This is a genomic window from Acinetobacter sp. QJM3NY_42 (assembly GCF_056173745.1).
This window is the reverse complement of sequence record NZ_CM149689.1, coordinates 347,974-363,095: the sequence shown is the minus strand read 5'-3', so window position 1 is coordinate 363,095 and position 15,122 is coordinate 347,974. Positions and strand designations below refer to the sequence as shown.

Annotated in this window: 15 protein-coding genes; 2 read left to right on the top strand and 13 right to left on the bottom strand. The window is 43.7% G+C overall.

Annotated features, from left to right (window positions below):
- Positions 1–125 precede the first annotated feature (125 nt).
- The 7 genes from AC0VYT_RS01655 to hcaE form a co-directional block, all read right to left on the bottom strand.
- Complete coding sequence (locus tag AC0VYT_RS01655; RefSeq protein WP_005016786.1) at positions 126–1,052, bottom strand: DMT family transporter; 927 nt, start codon at positions 1,050–1,052, stop codon at positions 126–128.
- A gap of 96 nt (positions 1,053–1,148) precedes the next feature.
- Positions 1,149–2,372: a 3-phenylpropionate/cinnamic acid dioxygenase ferredoxin--NAD(+) reductase subunit gene (gene hcaD / locus AC0VYT_RS01650; RefSeq protein WP_005016789.1), complete on the bottom strand. Its 1,224-nt coding sequence runs from the start codon at positions 2,370–2,372 to the stop codon at positions 1,149–1,151.
- 12 nt (positions 2,373–2,384) lie between these two features.
- Complete coding sequence (locus tag AC0VYT_RS01645; RefSeq protein ID WP_005016790.1) at positions 2,385–3,344, bottom strand: 3-carboxyethylcatechol 2,3-dioxygenase; 960 nt, start codon at positions 3,342–3,344, stop codon at positions 2,385–2,387.
- Between the two features lie 65 nt (positions 3,345–3,409).
- Positions 3,410–4,225, bottom strand: coding sequence for a 3-phenylpropionate-dihydrodiol/cinnamic acid-dihydrodiol dehydrogenase (gene hcaB / locus AC0VYT_RS01640; RefSeq protein WP_005016792.1), 816 nt, complete (start codon positions 4,223–4,225; stop codon positions 3,410–3,412).
- Positions 4,226–4,227: 2 nt separating this feature from the next.
- Entirely contained in the window at positions 4,228–4,554 is a 327-nt protein-coding gene (hcaC, locus tag AC0VYT_RS01635) for a 3-phenylpropionate/cinnamic acid dioxygenase ferredoxin subunit (RefSeq protein WP_005016801.1), read from the bottom strand.
- Positions 4,554–5,072: a 3-phenylpropionate/cinnamic acid dioxygenase subunit beta gene (hcaF, locus tag AC0VYT_RS01630; protein WP_005016802.1), complete on the bottom strand. Its 519-nt coding sequence runs from the start codon at positions 5,070–5,072 to the stop codon at positions 4,554–4,556. Before hcaF ends, hcaC begins: the two co-directional genes overlap by 1 nt.
- Positions 5,069–6,436: a 3-phenylpropionate/cinnamic acid dioxygenase subunit alpha gene (gene hcaE, locus AC0VYT_RS01625; RefSeq protein ID WP_005016805.1), complete on the bottom strand. Its 1,368-nt coding sequence runs from the start codon at positions 6,434–6,436 to the stop codon at positions 5,069–5,071. The genes hcaF and hcaE overlap by 4 nt, the downstream gene beginning before the upstream one ends.
- 269 nt (positions 6,437–6,705) lie before the next feature.
- Between hcaE and hcaR the strand changes: the two genes are divergently transcribed.
- Both hcaR and AC0VYT_RS01615 read left to right on the top strand, forming a co-directional pair.
- Complete coding sequence (gene hcaR / locus AC0VYT_RS01620) at positions 6,706–7,611, top strand: DNA-binding transcriptional regulator HcaR (protein ID WP_005016808.1); 906 nt, start codon at positions 6,706–6,708, stop codon at positions 7,609–7,611.
- A 276-nt stretch (positions 7,612–7,887) separates the two neighbouring features.
- Positions 7,888–8,568 carry a DUF1345 domain-containing protein gene (locus tag AC0VYT_RS01615; RefSeq protein ID WP_005016810.1) on the top strand — a complete coding sequence of 227 codons (681 nt, stop codon included), beginning with the start codon at positions 7,888–7,890 and terminating at the stop codon, positions 8,566–8,568.
- 61 nt (positions 8,569–8,629) lie between these two features.
- Here AC0VYT_RS01615 and AC0VYT_RS01610 read toward each other — a convergent pair whose 3' ends face one another.
- The 6 genes from AC0VYT_RS01610 to AC0VYT_RS01585 all read right to left on the bottom strand — a co-directional run bounded on the left by AC0VYT_RS01610 (position 8,630) and on the right by AC0VYT_RS01585 (position 14,754).
- Positions 8,630–9,487, bottom strand: a complete 858-nt coding sequence (locus AC0VYT_RS01610; RefSeq protein WP_005016815.1) for an alpha/beta fold hydrolase — start codon at positions 9,485–9,487, stop codon at positions 8,630–8,632.
- Between the two features lie 272 nt (positions 9,488–9,759).
- Positions 9,760–11,052, bottom strand: a complete 1,293-nt coding sequence (locus AC0VYT_RS01605) for an OprD family outer membrane porin (protein ID WP_005016816.1) — start codon at positions 11,050–11,052, stop codon at positions 9,760–9,762.
- 387 nt (positions 11,053–11,439) lie between these two features.
- The gene (locus AC0VYT_RS01600; protein WP_227592456.1) at positions 11,440–11,850 is read right to left on the bottom strand and encodes a hypothetical protein; all 411 of its coding nucleotides are present in this window, start codon (positions 11,848–11,850) and stop codon (positions 11,440–11,442) included.
- Positions 11,851–12,003: 153 nt separating this feature from the next.
- The gene (gene dmpG, locus AC0VYT_RS01595) at positions 12,004–13,023 is read right to left on the bottom strand and encodes a 4-hydroxy-2-oxovalerate aldolase (protein WP_005016820.1); all 1,020 of its coding nucleotides are present in this window, start codon (positions 13,021–13,023) and stop codon (positions 12,004–12,006) included.
- Between the two features lie 12 nt (positions 13,024–13,035).
- Entirely contained in the window at positions 13,036–13,932 is an 897-nt protein-coding gene (locus tag AC0VYT_RS01590) for an acetaldehyde dehydrogenase (acetylating) (RefSeq protein ID WP_005016823.1), read from the bottom strand.
- A 24-nt stretch (positions 13,933–13,956) separates the two neighbouring features.
- Positions 13,957–14,754, bottom strand: a complete 798-nt coding sequence (locus AC0VYT_RS01585; RefSeq protein WP_026443935.1) for a 2-keto-4-pentenoate hydratase — start codon at positions 14,752–14,754, stop codon at positions 13,957–13,959.
- Positions 14,755–15,122: the final 368 nt, after the last annotated feature.

The following is a 15,122-nucleotide window of genomic DNA, read 5'->3' as shown; positions in this document are numbered from 1 at the left end:
CTTGGGCCTGACTTTTTTTATTTTTTGTTGTTTTCTCTGCTGTTAGTTATTACATCTTCATCAGCTAAAGTTGCAGGGCACGCCCGTGCTTTTATAGAAGCTACTTAACTATAAACATTTAAAGTTTAATATTTTTTTACTCTATATTGGCTGTGCCAGTCCTTCCAGAAGTACAGAACAATACCAAACATTACAATACTTACCCCAGCAAAGGTATGTGAACCAATTTGTTCATTATTCAGTGTGGCGCCTAGCATAAGCGCCAATACCGGGGTAATCACATTACTTAAAGATACTGTAGAAGCATTTAAGCGCTTGATCAGCCAGAAATAACACAGCATCGCCACAATAGAGGACATAACCATGGTAAATAAGAAGCCGATTATGGTTTTAGTACCCGGTATAGCAGTCGGTATATGTTCATAAATAAAAGGAACCAGCAGTAGTGAAGCCAGTGCTGATACTAAAAGCGAGCCTGTTGCTTGAGACATAGGGGCCAAAGGCGCATTAATCTCTTTAACCCAGAAAATCGAGCTGATATAGGACACCATACTGATAAACATCAGTATAACGCCAATTGGATTTACCTGAGTTTCTGCCTGATCTGCAAAAACGAAACTTAACCCTGCAACTGCTATCGCCATGCCCAGCCATTGTAGTGCCACCAATTTTTGAGTTTTCAAGATGACATGACCAATCAGCCCGGCAACCAGTGGCGAAAAACCAAAAATTAAAGCCATCAACCCCGAAGTAAGATAATTAGCTGCTAAATAGATAAATAACTGTGCACCAATCAGGTTCAGGCTACCGGCCAGATAACTCTTCATGGCCATCTGATCAAAAGGTAATGGAGCACGCATCAGTTTTAGAATCAGGAATGCCAGTATTGAAGCGCCAAAATAGCGAATAATGAGTACCCACATCGGGTGAACTTCTTCTACACTCCAGACAATGGCCAGTGGCGTGGTTGCCCAGATCAATACCAGTAGTGCATAAACAGATGAAGTAAACAGTAACGATGCAGATGGAGTGCCAGAAGCAGTTGAACTCATAAAATCGCTCATTCTTTAAAGTTGAATTTTTACCAATAAAAAACAGACCTATAGTGGGTCCATACTATAGGTCTGTTCAATAGAAAGCCGTTTTATTTAGGCAATTTTACGTAGCTCTTGGGCAAGGTCCAAGTGTGTATCTGCATGAAAAGCGATACCTTTGCTAATCATTTTTTTCAGATGGCGCATATCTTTAGCGGCATTGACCGTAATACCAGCCACAATAATTCCATTACTGACTCCGTACAGAATAAAAGATGAGGCAGGCCCTTGGCTAATATCCATAGTACCGCGCACATGCCATTCTGCCGCGCTCATATCACCGACAAACTGGAAATTGATACCGAGCTGATCAGTCCAGAACCAGGCCGGATTTGCTTTAGGATGTTCAATACCCATCACATGGCGTGCAAAGATACCTGCCTGCTGATTGGCATTTTCCCAGGTTTCAACCCGGCTATACTGGCCATCAGCACGAAGCTGGGTAGCAACATCCCCTGCTGCATAAATATCTGGATTAGAAGTCTGACAGTTCTCATTCACCTTTACAGCAAAATCAACGTCCAGCCCAGCCTCAACTGCCAGACGCACATTTGGGATAATGCCAACGCCATATATGACTGCATCTGCACGTAGCTCTTCACCATTTTCCAGTTGAATCACCACCTCTTCACCCTGCAGACTACAGCCTGTAATTCTAGTTTCAAGACGGATATCGATACCGGCCTGACGATGCTGAGCCAGCAAGAACTCACTGAGTAACCGTGGTGAGCAGCGACCCATCACCATAGGGCCCATTTCAATTACAGTTACATGACAATGTTTAGAGCGCGCTGATGATGCCAGTTCCAGACCAATCACACCGCCACCAACCAAGATAATCCGGCGCTCGGACTGCAATACGGGCACCAATGCCTGAGAGTCTTCCAGATTACGCAAGGTATAAACATGTTTACCTAAAGCATCAAGGTCCGGCAAGCGGCGCGGCGCGCCACCGGTAGCCAGTAACAACTTGTCATAGCCAAGTACTTCACCATTTTTCAGGATGAGCTGATGGGTATCGGCATCAATTTTTACTGCGGCATTGCCACGGATGACCTCAACGCCTAGCTCTGCCAGCTTCTGCACTGAAAGAATCTCAACTTTGGTTTCTTCAGGCTTCAAGATTACATCTTTAGATAAAGGCGGGCGTTCATAAGGTAAATGGACTTCATCACCCACCAGTATGATTTTCCCTATGTATCCATTGGCACGAAGTTCCAGGATAGCGCTCGCACCTGCCTGACCGGCTCCTATAATAACAATAGTTTCAATGCTCATCTGTCTGTTTCCTTAATCTTTCAGTTCAGCAGAAACAATACCGAAACCTGCAATCCACTCACTGATAGCTTCATAGACATGGGTTGTCATCTGGTACTGCCCCAGCTCGGCAAAAGCGGCAAAGGCTGCAATCCAGCAGCGGATTTCCTGACCGCCACGGCCACCCTCACGGCGGATCTCGTCTTCGGTCATAGCCTCTAGCGCGGCAAAGTCCGCTTGGGCAAATTTTTCTAATAATGCCTGATCCCACTTGGCATTCAGGGGCACTGCCACAGAAGTATCTCCTGCTGCCAGCTTCTGACCGACTGCAATAATTTTGGCCTGACGTGCCTGACGTGCTTCAGCAGTCGGGTTACGGCCGGCGATCAGAAACTCTTCTACTTCGGGTGGTACTGCGCCCATTTGCGGCGTAGGCGGATCATGAGACAGACCACCTGTACCCAGAATTAGTACACGCTCCGCCTCAAGATCCAGTGACTTGATAAACTGGCCAATTGCCCGACCAAGCGCTACAGTGCGTTTAGGGGTAGGCATCGGAGCGGCTGCTCCGTTTACAAATACAGGAATGGTAGGATAGCGGTCGAGTTGACCATCACATAAAAAATGCAGTGGTTGCGTGACACCATGATCAGCCTGCATGCGGTAGGAGTAGGTAACATCGACGCCTTCATTCAATACACAACGTACCAGACTCAGGGCGGTCTGCTCTGGCACATCAATTTTACCCGGACCATAGTTCCAGTCTCCCGCTGCACTGGCCCGGATACCCACACAAAAACTTGGCATCAGGTCATAGAAGAAACCATTAAAATGATCAGGGCCAAAAGCAATAATCAGTGTCGGATTATAAGCCTTGACTTGTTCAGACAACTTGGCAAAAACGGTACGAACTTTTTGTTCCTGAGAACTGTCCTGTGGAGAGGCAAACTCCATTAAAGGGCTATGTGAAGCACAAATCAGTTTAACGGGCATAAGACGCTCCTTAACACAAGGCAGCCAACAGGCTGCCATTTAGTCCTTTACTGTATGGAAAGATTTTATTCATCGAAGAAGCCTGCACGTGGCTGACGCAAGCCACGAATTCCCAATCCACACTCGGCATTAATCAGGACGCCAGTCAATGGCCGGTTATTCTGACGAGAGGCCAGCAGTACGTAAGAACCTGTCATTTCCTCAGGTTCTGGCAAAAAGTTAAGCGGCATACCGCGAGCAATTTTTTCCGGATCACGTGCATCCAGCAGCCCAATATTTTCCTGTCCCAATGACGCCGCACCTTTGATATTGACATTCATACCGGAGGGGGCCACTGCATTGACCCGAACTTTAGGTGCAAGTTCATAAGCCAGTTCTTTCATGATACCCACACCAGCATGCTTAGAAGCGGTATAAACCGGGCCGCCACCTGCTGAATACAGTGCAGAATTAGACAGGGTAAAAACAATTGACCCTTCAGTTTTGACCAGCTCATTCAACGCAGCCTTGGCCCCTAGAATAAGTGACTTGGTGTTAATACCCATAATTTCATCAAAGGCTTTATCCAGCTGCTCGCCAGAGGTATTGACGATATCGGCATAGTGATCCCATATGCCAGCATTACCAATGAAGCAGTCCAGCTTGCCAAATCGCTCTACGGTTGCCTGAACAGCACGGACATTGTCTTCATAGTTGGCCACATCACCAGCGACAGCCACAATCTGGTCACCAAACCGTTCTTTCAGGGCATCTACTTTAGACTGTGAACGTTGTAATACCCCCACATGCGCGCCTTCTTCCAGAAAACGCTCAACTAAAGCCCAGCCCAGACCTGAACCGCCACCAGTGATCAGTGCAACTTCACCTTTTAGCCAACCCATGATTACTCTCCTGCCATCTCTACATATAAAGCACCGTCTTCAATCACCACCGGAAAAGTCTGAATCGGATCGGTAGCTGGCAGACATAATGCCTGACCGGTTTTCAGACAGAAACGGGCTGAATGCAGAGGACACTCTACCGTCCCGTCATCTTCAAGATAACCTTCTGACATGGAAGCATTACCATGTGAACAACGGTCGTTCATGGCGAAGAAATCTCCGCCATTGTTGAATACTGCCAAGGCCTCAATACCATTTATGCCGCAGTCTACTTTTAGCGCTTCACCTTCATCGAGCTCATCGACCTGGCAAACAAAAATCTTATTCATTAGAAGAATACACTCAGGTTATGTGACGTATAGGTCGCTTGATCAAGCGTGATCTTGCGGTTGAAAATCTGGAAGCCAAGACCACCTTCAACCTTGCGAATCTTGTCATGACGCTTGCCACAATAAATCGTCACGTCTTTTTCTTTCTGGGCACGGTACAATACATAAGTAACGTAGACATCGTATTCACCTTCTACGTCAGTTGGCTCAACAATAATATTTGAAACCATGTGGGTAGTACGTGATGGAGGCTCTTCAGCCCAAGCCATACCGGTTTCCAGACGTGCGACCCGGCGTTCCAGCAGGTCTTTGGTGTCATTAAAAACCCAGGTGGTTGGCGGTTGTACCGAACGGCGACGGTCACGGGTCTGCGCATTTGCAGTTGTACGCAGCGTATAAGAGATATCATCGGCCAGCATGTCTAGCCAGGCACGAAAATCCCAGTCGTCCAGTGCTTTGGCTTCACGGTATAAAAACTGGCTAATCTGATGATGAAGTTCTAAACTGATCTGACTCATTTCATTAGCTCCTTCTCATATTCGTCAGCGGCTTTCTCGACTTCTTCCCATGTTTCATGAATCAGCAGATCTGCCCAGCGGCGATATAAACCACGTGCTGCAGTTTCAGAGAAAATGTAATTGGTAATCCCCGGAATGCCATCTTCACGAACTTTTTCATTGCCCAGTCCCATTTTCATAATGAGCGGATTATTACGGGCCTTATAGCCGCGTAATACTTTCTGGATTTCGATCCAGTTCTCAGAGTCATCCTGCTCAAGAAAACCTGCCGGACCAAATGCACGTGTCGCAGAGCGTTCAAATGCTTCTTTAACTTCCTGAGAGGCTTCAGCATCAGCAATACAGAATGCCCAGACTTCTGTCTTATTTGGACCACGTGGATGCCACACACGAAGTGTTGCTGTACCATTTAGCCATGACAATGTCGGGAACATATTATTGTGACCCGCCAAACGTAAAGCACGTACTTCACCCAGACGCTCTTTGACCTCTTCATAGGTTTCACGGAAATAATTGGCGACTTCACCATCGACCCATACATTTGTATCTGGCTTTTCCGTAAAGAAGAAGCCTGAACCGTGGCCACGCGAGCCATACTGGATAGCATCTTTCGCAGTTTCCCAAACTGGACGTGCAGTCTGTGCTGCGCCTAATTTCTTAGAAGTTTCATCATCCGGTTTTGCGCCCAGAACCTGAATGGCAGAAGCATGCGAAAACAGTGCATGGTACTGGTCGGAAGCAAACTGTTCCGCTGCAAATTTCCAGTTACATTCAATTTCCCATTTATGTACGCCGCCAATGATTTCTGTACCACCCGGACGACGGTCCAGCACCCCATCCAGATACCAGGCAATATCACCCATGTAGTCCACCAGATCAGGCGTGGTTTCATCCCAACAGCCAAAGATCAGGCCTTTATAAGACTCGACACGGTTGACTTCAATTAAACCCCATTTTTCTTTACAAGCACCTTGTGGAAAAGCACGGTTTTCCAGAGGAATATCTTTTAATGAGCCATCTACACCGTAAGACCAGCCATGATACGGACAGGTAAATGCACGGGTATTACCACAATCAGCGAAACTGACACGCATTGAACGATGGCGACACTGGTTTAATAATGCTTTGATTGAGCCGTCTTTTTGACGTACCACAATGATTGGATCTTCACCCATATAAGTGTTGAAAAAATCACCCGCCTTAGGTATCTGGCTTTCATGACAAAGGAATAACCAAGTACGCCCAAATACGCGTTCCAGTTCCAATTCGTACAGATCCGGATCAGTGTAGATAGATGGCGAGATACGTCCATTTTGTGCATCGACCAAAGCATCGATTTCACGCACATCAATTTTGCGACTCATGAAAAGCACTCCTGTGACTGAGCGTCAACCAAAGTTATTAGACTCAACTAGACAGGGATAATGATTTTTTAACCGTTTTTAGTGAAATATTTATTTTGTTTTAATTAATAGATTTTTTAGATTATTAAGAGATAAAATTTCTATAGTAAAACTCGGGCATATTGTCAAATAGTATTTATTTTCTAAATAGTAGAATAATCTTCACGAGATAGTTGTTTATAGATTATACTTTTCGCCAATCATAATAAGACATTTTTTGGATTAGTCTTATGGAATTACGCCACCTTCGCTATTTCATTACAGTTGCAGAAGAACTGAACTTTAGTAAGGCAGCCTTAAAACTGTATACCGCGCAGCCCTCTCTTAGCCAGCAGATCAAAGATCTTGAAGAAGATGTTGGCGTCAAGCTATTACACCGTACCAAACGTAAAGTTGAACTGACTGAAGAAGGTGCTGTTTTTCTGGAACAGGCGCGTTTGACCTTGGCGCAGGCAGATAAAGCCGTAGCAATGGCGCGTCAGGTTTCTAAAGCCAAACAGCAGATGCTCAGAATCGGTTTTGTTCCGGTTGCTGAAATGAAAGTATTCCCTTATGTTCTACCTAACTTAAGGGTTCAGAATCCGGACCTTAAAATCGAACTGCTCAGCCTCAACAATAATGAACAGATGCGGTTAATTAAGAAGGGTGAACTGGACATTACCTTTACCCGGCAGAACTTTCAGAATGACGAAATTGAAAGCCAGTTTGTTTTGCGTGAGCCCCTGATTTTCATATTACCTAAAGATCACCCGCTCACTAAATATGAGCGTATTCCAGTAAAAGCACTTGATGGTATAGATTTTATAATTCCAGCTGCGGAAGAGTCACTCACCCTGCATAACCTGATTCTCGATTTTGCCAAACAAAACGGTATTGAGTTCAATATCATACAAAAGGCAGATAACATCCTGTTTAATATTAATTCTATCGGTATCGGTCTTGGCTGTACAATTTTGCCGGGTTATATTGCGCCATTAATGATGGAAAATACGGTAATCCGACCGCTCAGTGTAGAGCTGCCTTTTTTAGATTTATATGTCAGCTATCGTAAAGACACGGCTTTAGTTACTGCGCATAAATTTATTGAACTGCTGACCAAGGTGTTTTATCTCGATATTAACCGTAATGATGCCTAATTTTTTCCTGACTGATGCGTATACATTTCACCCTACTATTTTTTAAAAAAATATTAGGGTCTGTTTTTTAACTACCCAGCCATATTTTTTCAGGTACTAGCTCTCTTTTTTTACTATTTCAGCCTACTTAGCACGTATCTTAAAAAGCTAAATTTTAGTGCTGTATTTTTCTCACGATAAATTACAACTTAAGTCTAATATCTGAACCAGACTCCATAGTAAATTGAATCTAGCTTAAAGTTATAACAATAACCAATTGAAAAACTGGAGTTATATATGACGATCGGTATTTTTCATTCTTTGATGAGTGGTATTAAAAATCGTCCACAATTTTTTCTGGCTTTTCTGACAGCAGCAGTATTAAGTATCCTGTTATTCTGGTTAACGTCCTGGTCTTGGTCGACCAATTTATTGATTGGCTGGAATACAGCAATATGGTTATTTCTGGCTAATCTGGCTTATCGCATGTGGCAGGCAGATCATAGCGACATGCAAGAACAGGCAAAACGCCAAGATGAGAGTAAATGGATTATTCTGCTTTTAGTCATCATGGCTTTAATCATGTGTATGGTCGCCATCGGTGCCCAACTTTCAGACTTGCCTAAAACAGGCTGGCTCAAATTTGGTCATCTTTTACTAGCATTTCTAACGATCATGTCATCCTGGTTATTAATGCATAGTGTATTTGCCCTGCACTATGCTCATGACTTTTATCTTGCCCGCTCCAGGGGCCAGAATGATGGCTTGAATTTTCCGGAAACTGAACGTCCGACCTATCCCGACTTTATTCACTTTAGCTATATTATGGGTACGGCCGCCCAGACAGCTGATATTGAAATCACCAATCGGCACATGCGCATGTTAAATACTTTACATGCCTTGCTATCATTCGGTTTTAATACCGTGATTCTAGCTATTTGTATCAACGTTGCTTCAGGCTTACTTGGCGGTTCTTAAATAATTTACCTCATAAAAAGGATGGCTAAAGCCATCCTTTTTAAGTGAAATACTATGCCGGTTAAACACCGTGTGCCGTGAGATAGTTTTTAACAACGGTATTAAACTCATCAGCTTTTTCAACCTGTGACCAGTGACCGCACTGGCTAAAAATATGTGCATCCGCATTTGGTACTACATTCAGGATATCCCAAGTCCGTGACACTGGAATCACCACATCTTGCGTCCCGTGAATCAGCAGTACAGGAACTGTAATACTTTTCATTTTTTCGAAATCAAGCGGGAATTCGAAACGATCACGATCACGTGCGCCCACAACATCCATCAGACGGTCAGATGCATAATCATTTTTTGCAGAAGCAAAACGTACCTTAACCAGCTCATCGGTAATCAGGTCTTTGTTGACTACAAACATTGATAGGGTTTTCTTGATTCCCTCTTCGGTCAGCACCGGATTGGCATGCGCTTTAAGTGCTGCTGTCTGTTTTGCACCGCCTGTGCCCATCGATATGATTCCAAGCACACGTTCCGGATAGTCAAGCGCCAGCTGGAATGCCAGCCAGCCACCAAGTGAATTACCTACCAGCCAGGTCTTTTCAATGCCCAGTGCATCTAGAGTACGGATAGCATGGTCCACCCAGGCACGAATACCATATGGAGTGCCCGGTGCCACTACAGTCTGTCCATAACCAATCGTATCAATTGCTATACAACGCGCCTGCTCGCCAAGCTGGGGCAGGTTTAACCACCAGTTTGCAGCAGCAGAGACACCAGTTCCTGAACCATGTAAAAACAGAATAGGTGTTCCCTCACCCACCTCATGATAATGGGTCAGCTCACCTTCAGCCGTCTCAATCCACTTATCTTCCAAACCAAAAAATGGGTCCGTTTTATAATCAGGGATTTGTACTGTGCTCATACTTACTCCTCATACAGCCTTAACCTATTTTTGCTTCATTCATAAAACAGGTCAAAAGATTCAATTTGATGATTTTACCTATTCATATTACATGTTCGGCAAAGACCGACTGATACTTAATAACGATGACAAATAATAAAAAAACGATAATTTAACCTTTTGTTTTTTATAAAATTAATTTTAATATTTATTTAAAGATCCTGTATTTTCACTATAGCGTAAACAAAAAGAGGATGGCCTGTTTCAAGTCATCCTCTAGCAAGTCTCTGTGGCTAAAACTTATAAGTATAGATTGTCGCTATACGATGTTCTTCCAGATCCATAAATCCTGGAATCTGCTCATAGTTCACATCAATATACATCCATTGCAGCCCTAAGCCTTTCAGCCTGCCTTCCGGTACTGTATAACCTATAATGAGATTATTCTCATCTTCTTTACCCCGGGTCCCGTTGCCATTATCTACATTCCAGCCTTCATAGTGGCGAACTGTTGCAGTTAATCCGGGTACACCAGCTTCTTTGAAATCATAGCTGTATCCTAGACTCCATGATTTTTCATCTTTACGGATAAAACTCGCCACTGACCAGTTGGCCAAGTAGGGTTGCGGGACCCAACCCGACAAGGTTGGAAAAAATGGAGCATGACTACCATGCTCACCAAACATTTGCTGATAACCGGCATCTAATGTATGCGAACCATGAGTCCAGGCAGCTTTTAATGATAGAGCCTGACTATCAATCTGGCCATATAGTGCTTCTCCTGATTCCTGATTGTCAAAATAGCGGACATGGGTCGCCAGCTGGTTGTGCTGGTCTAGTTTTTTATTATACATGACGCCAATATAATGCTGACGATAGATTTCAGTGACGTCTCCGTAGAAATAACTGAGCCCAAGCTCGGGGCTAAGCTGGTAATCCACCCCAGCTACGATCATGCCATGACTGTCCCCCGCTTTGATCTGGTTTTTTTCTGTATTCAGTTCATTTGGCCACAATTTAAAATCATGCAACTGATTTTCATATCGTGCATTAATACCATCCAGATAACCTAATGTTATCTTGGTTTTATCAAGATCTTTAGATTCAAGCCATATGCCCTGATAAGTGGTCAACAGTTGCCGTGAAGGATCAAAGTAGACTACTGGCGTCATGGGCAGGATCTCTCCGATCCGCAATTCGGTGTTATTGACTTTGGCTTTAAGAGTGATACCTAGCTTGAAATTATCGCGGGCCTGCTTTTTGCTAGCATAATCATAAGGCATGATATAATCATTATCTCCACGGTCATTACTCAGACGCAATGCATATTGCGCCAGCAGGTCTATGCCGACCTGAGCTTTCCCTAACTCCAAATAACCTGATTTTGCGTCCAGCGTGATTCCCTGTGACCAGCTGCCAAAATCTTGTGGCTTGTTCAGATCAGGTTGGCTAATCTGGCGGTCCAGATAAAAATTACGCAGCTTTAGCTGAACTTGACTGTTATCAGTAAAATCTGCATGAGTAATAGAAGTTCCTGAGGTTGTTACCGTAGCAAAAAGTGCTATCCATAAGTTGTGGGAATGCATGGCTCAAATCCATTGATCAAGTAAAGCAATGGTGCCATCATGCTGAACAATAATCTGATAAAAAATCAGACTACAGTATGAAGATTCTGATTAAAAAGTATTTTTTAGACAGAGCTTAATGTTCTCTTATTATTCTTTAAGAGCTTTTAGCAATAAGCCATTTTTCTGGATAAATATTAAGATATGATTTAAAACCTGACTAACTGGCATATTGCCCAGAAGAATCAGATATTTTTCTCAAATTATAATTTTTATAAGTGTTTTTAAGTTTAAGTATTTTATTCAGATTTAATATGTCTAAATTATACTTATAAGAAATAAATTTAATCTGAACGATATTTTCTATATTTCAGTTCTCAGATTTTGTATAGACCCGTTAGCTTTAAGTCAAAAAGGCTGAGTTTTAATGAGCTTAAACTGGCCGTTCTGTTCTATAAAGTATTTGGTAGAGCAGCCTTCCTCATTATCATAACCGCCAGAAGTAATAAAGAGACGGCTATTCGCCCGGTAGTAGATTTCGTAATCGGTAAAGCTCGCCTCTTTATAACATGCGGTCAATGCACCAGAAGGTAAAAACTGAGTAACACCATTTCTCACATTAAATGCAATTCCAATAATACAGCTGGTCCCGCAGCCAAAAAAGTCAATAACATAATGTCCGGCAAAATTTGGCTTTTCATTTTTCAGATAGCCAAAACGGGTTCTATAATTTTTTGTATTTTCATTCAGTTGCATCGCCGCATTTTTACCCTTAAACACTGGAGCAGGATAATCAGAGAACTGCGGGACTTTTGCCAAAATAATACTGGAATTTAGCAACAAAAATATAATCAGAAGTTTCTTCATACTTGTTTTGGTTTTATTGAATATATTGAAGCAGTGTATATGAAAACTACTATAAATAAAAAAGCGTCCGAACTGGACGCTTTTTAAACGGATTTTTTTTAAAGCTTAAACACTTGCCGCTTTGGCTTTTGACATGGTAAGTGCCAAGTCTTCAATCATATCTTCCTGACCGCCTACGGTACCACGGCGACCAAGCTCCATCAGGATTTCACGCGCAGAAACACCATACTTCGCTTCAGCACGTTTAGCGAACAACAGGAATGAAGAGTAAACACCAGCATAACCTAAAGTTGCCGCATCACGGTCGGCTCGGATCGGGTTGTGCATCATTGGGATCACTAAATCTTCGGCCACATCCTGTACTTTGAACAAGTCAACGCCAGTGTCCATACCCATACGGTTTGCAACAGCAATAAATAGCTCAAGTGGTGTATTACCTGCACCCGCACCTAGACCTGCAGATGCCAAGTCTACACGAACAGCGCCTGCTTCAACTGCAGCCACAGTATTGGCAACCCCCATACCCAGGTTATGGTGACCATGAAAACCGAGTTCGATGCCTGAATCAAGTGCATCACGCAAACATGCTACACGGTCAGTGACATCTTGTGGCAGCATATAGCCCGCAGAGTCCGTTACATAGATACAGTTTGCACCATAAGACACCATTTTCTTTGCTTCTTCAAGCAGTTGTGCTGGAGTTGCCATATGCGCAAGCATCAGGAAACCGACAGTATCCATCTCTAGCTTACGTGCAGCTGTAATGTGCTGTTCAGAGCAGTCGGCTTCAGTACAGTGAGTCGCCACACGAATGGTAGATATACCAATTTCATGTGCCATTTTTAAATGGTCAACCGTACCAACACCAGGCAGGAGTAATGCAGAAATTTTTGCATTTTTCATCCGTGGCACAACTGCAGACAGATATTCTTCATCCGTTGCAGCAGCAAAACCATAGTTCACTGATGAACCACCCAGGCCGTCACCATGAGTCACTTCAATTAAAGGTACGCCAGCATCATCCAGTGCTGTTGAAATCGCTATCATTTGTTCAACAGTAGTCTGATGGCGCTGCGGATGCATACCATCACGTAAAGTCATATCATGAACAATAATCTTAGACATTTTGGTATTCCTTTAAGCTTCAACAGTCTTAAACACGTGTTCTGCAAACATTTCTGCTGTACGTGCAGCTGCTGCAGTCATAATATCCAGGTTGCCTGCATATTTCGGCAGGAAGTCACCCAAACCTTCTACTTCTAAGTAAATTGATACGCGGTTACCATCAAATACCGGACCATTTACCAGTTTATAACCGGGTACGTATTTCTGAACTTCCTTGATCATCGCATGCACTGACTCAGTGATTGCAGCCTGATCCGGCTCGCCTTCAACCAGACAATGAACTGTGTCACGCATCATTAGAGGTGGCTCGGCTGGATTAATAATAATGATAGCTTTACCCTGTTTTGCACCGCCGACCTTCTCGATTGCACCCGCAGTGGTCCGTGTAAACTCATCAATATTCTTACGCGTACCCGGACCAACTGATTTGGTCGATACAGTGGCAATGATTTCACCGTATTCAACAGGCTGAACGCGTGATACTGCCGCCACCATCGGAATCGTTGCCTGACCGCCGCATGTCACCATATTAACATTTGGCACCTCACCTGTAGCCAGTAATGCCTCAAGGTTGACCGGTGGTACACAGAACGGACCAATCGCCGCAGGCGTCAAGTCAATCATTAGTACGCCAAGTTCATTTAGCTTGCGGCTGTTTTCAGCATGGACATAAGCAGAAGTGGCATCAAATGCAATCTTGATGTCATCTTCGATTATGTGAGGAAGCAGACCATCGACACCTTCAGCCGTGGTTTTTAGACCCATTTTCGCTGCACGTGCCAGACCTTCAGAGGTTGGGTCGATTCCCACCATCCAGACTGGCTCCAACCATTCGCTGCGTTGCAGTTTATAAAGCAAATCAGTACCAATATTCCCAGGACCAATCATTGCACATTTAATCTTTTTCATGAATGTACTCTCTCAAAATCTAGCTTATTCAGCAGCGAATGCGGCTGTAACAGAGCCGAAACCTTCAATTTCAACCTTGAATTCATCACCTGGGTGAGCTACCACCATCGGGCCTAAAGCACCTGTTAAAATAATGTCACCTTTTAACAATGGTCGACCACGGCGCACCATCTCGTCTGCCAGCCATACTGCGGCATTTAAAGGATTAGCCAGGCAGGCTTTACCAATGCCTTGAGACACCACTTCTTCAGCGCGTGTCATCACCATCTTGCAGTTCACCAGATCAAGATTTTCTAATTTAACTGGCTGAGAACCCAGTACAAATGCAGCAGAAGAGGCGTTATCTGCTACGGTATCAATCAGGCTGATTTTCCAGTTTTCGATACGGCTATCGACCACTTCAATCGCGGGCAATGCATAATCAGTTGCACTGATGATGTCTGCATAGGTATGTTTTTCTTTGGTTAAGTCTTCTTTAATTACCAATGCAATTTCTGCTTCTACTTTTGGCTGAATTAGTTTGCCGGCAGGAATCAGTTCAGCATCGCCATACGCCATATCGGCAAATAGCATCCCGAAATCTGGCTGATCAACTCCAAGCTGAGCCTGCACAACCTTAGAGGTCAGGCCAATCTTGCGACCGACCAGACGGCGCCCTTGGACAAGTGCCCGTTCAGTATTTACATCCTGTACCGCATATGCGATATCAACATCAGCATTTTCACCCCCCAGTTCCGGACGGATCGGGGCAATAGCCTGGACAGTAGTTTCAGCCTGATAAAGTGCTAAAGCCACTGATTCAACGACAGCAGAATTTGACATCAAAGTTCCCTTAACTGCAAAGATTGTTCAAATACCGTTTCAGATGGAAGCTCGTCTGTGCATCAAGGAAAAATAAATCTGAACAAAACAGATCAGTCAGCACAGTGGCTGGATAGGACACTTCCAGAAAGCAGGTATATATAGACAGTTTAAGAATGGGAAAAAGCAGCAATGAATGCCAATACTTATTTTATTTATTGCTATAGTTAAAGACTATTATTGCTTTTAAAAAAATGTGTATGTGAATAAATATAAAAAATATTATAGGAATGAGGAAAATGCCTGGTCAGGTGCTATGTAGTGTCTGACTAAATGACCAAGTGGTTATGTGTAATTAAACCGAAAAACATTGGGCTCGATAGCCAAAC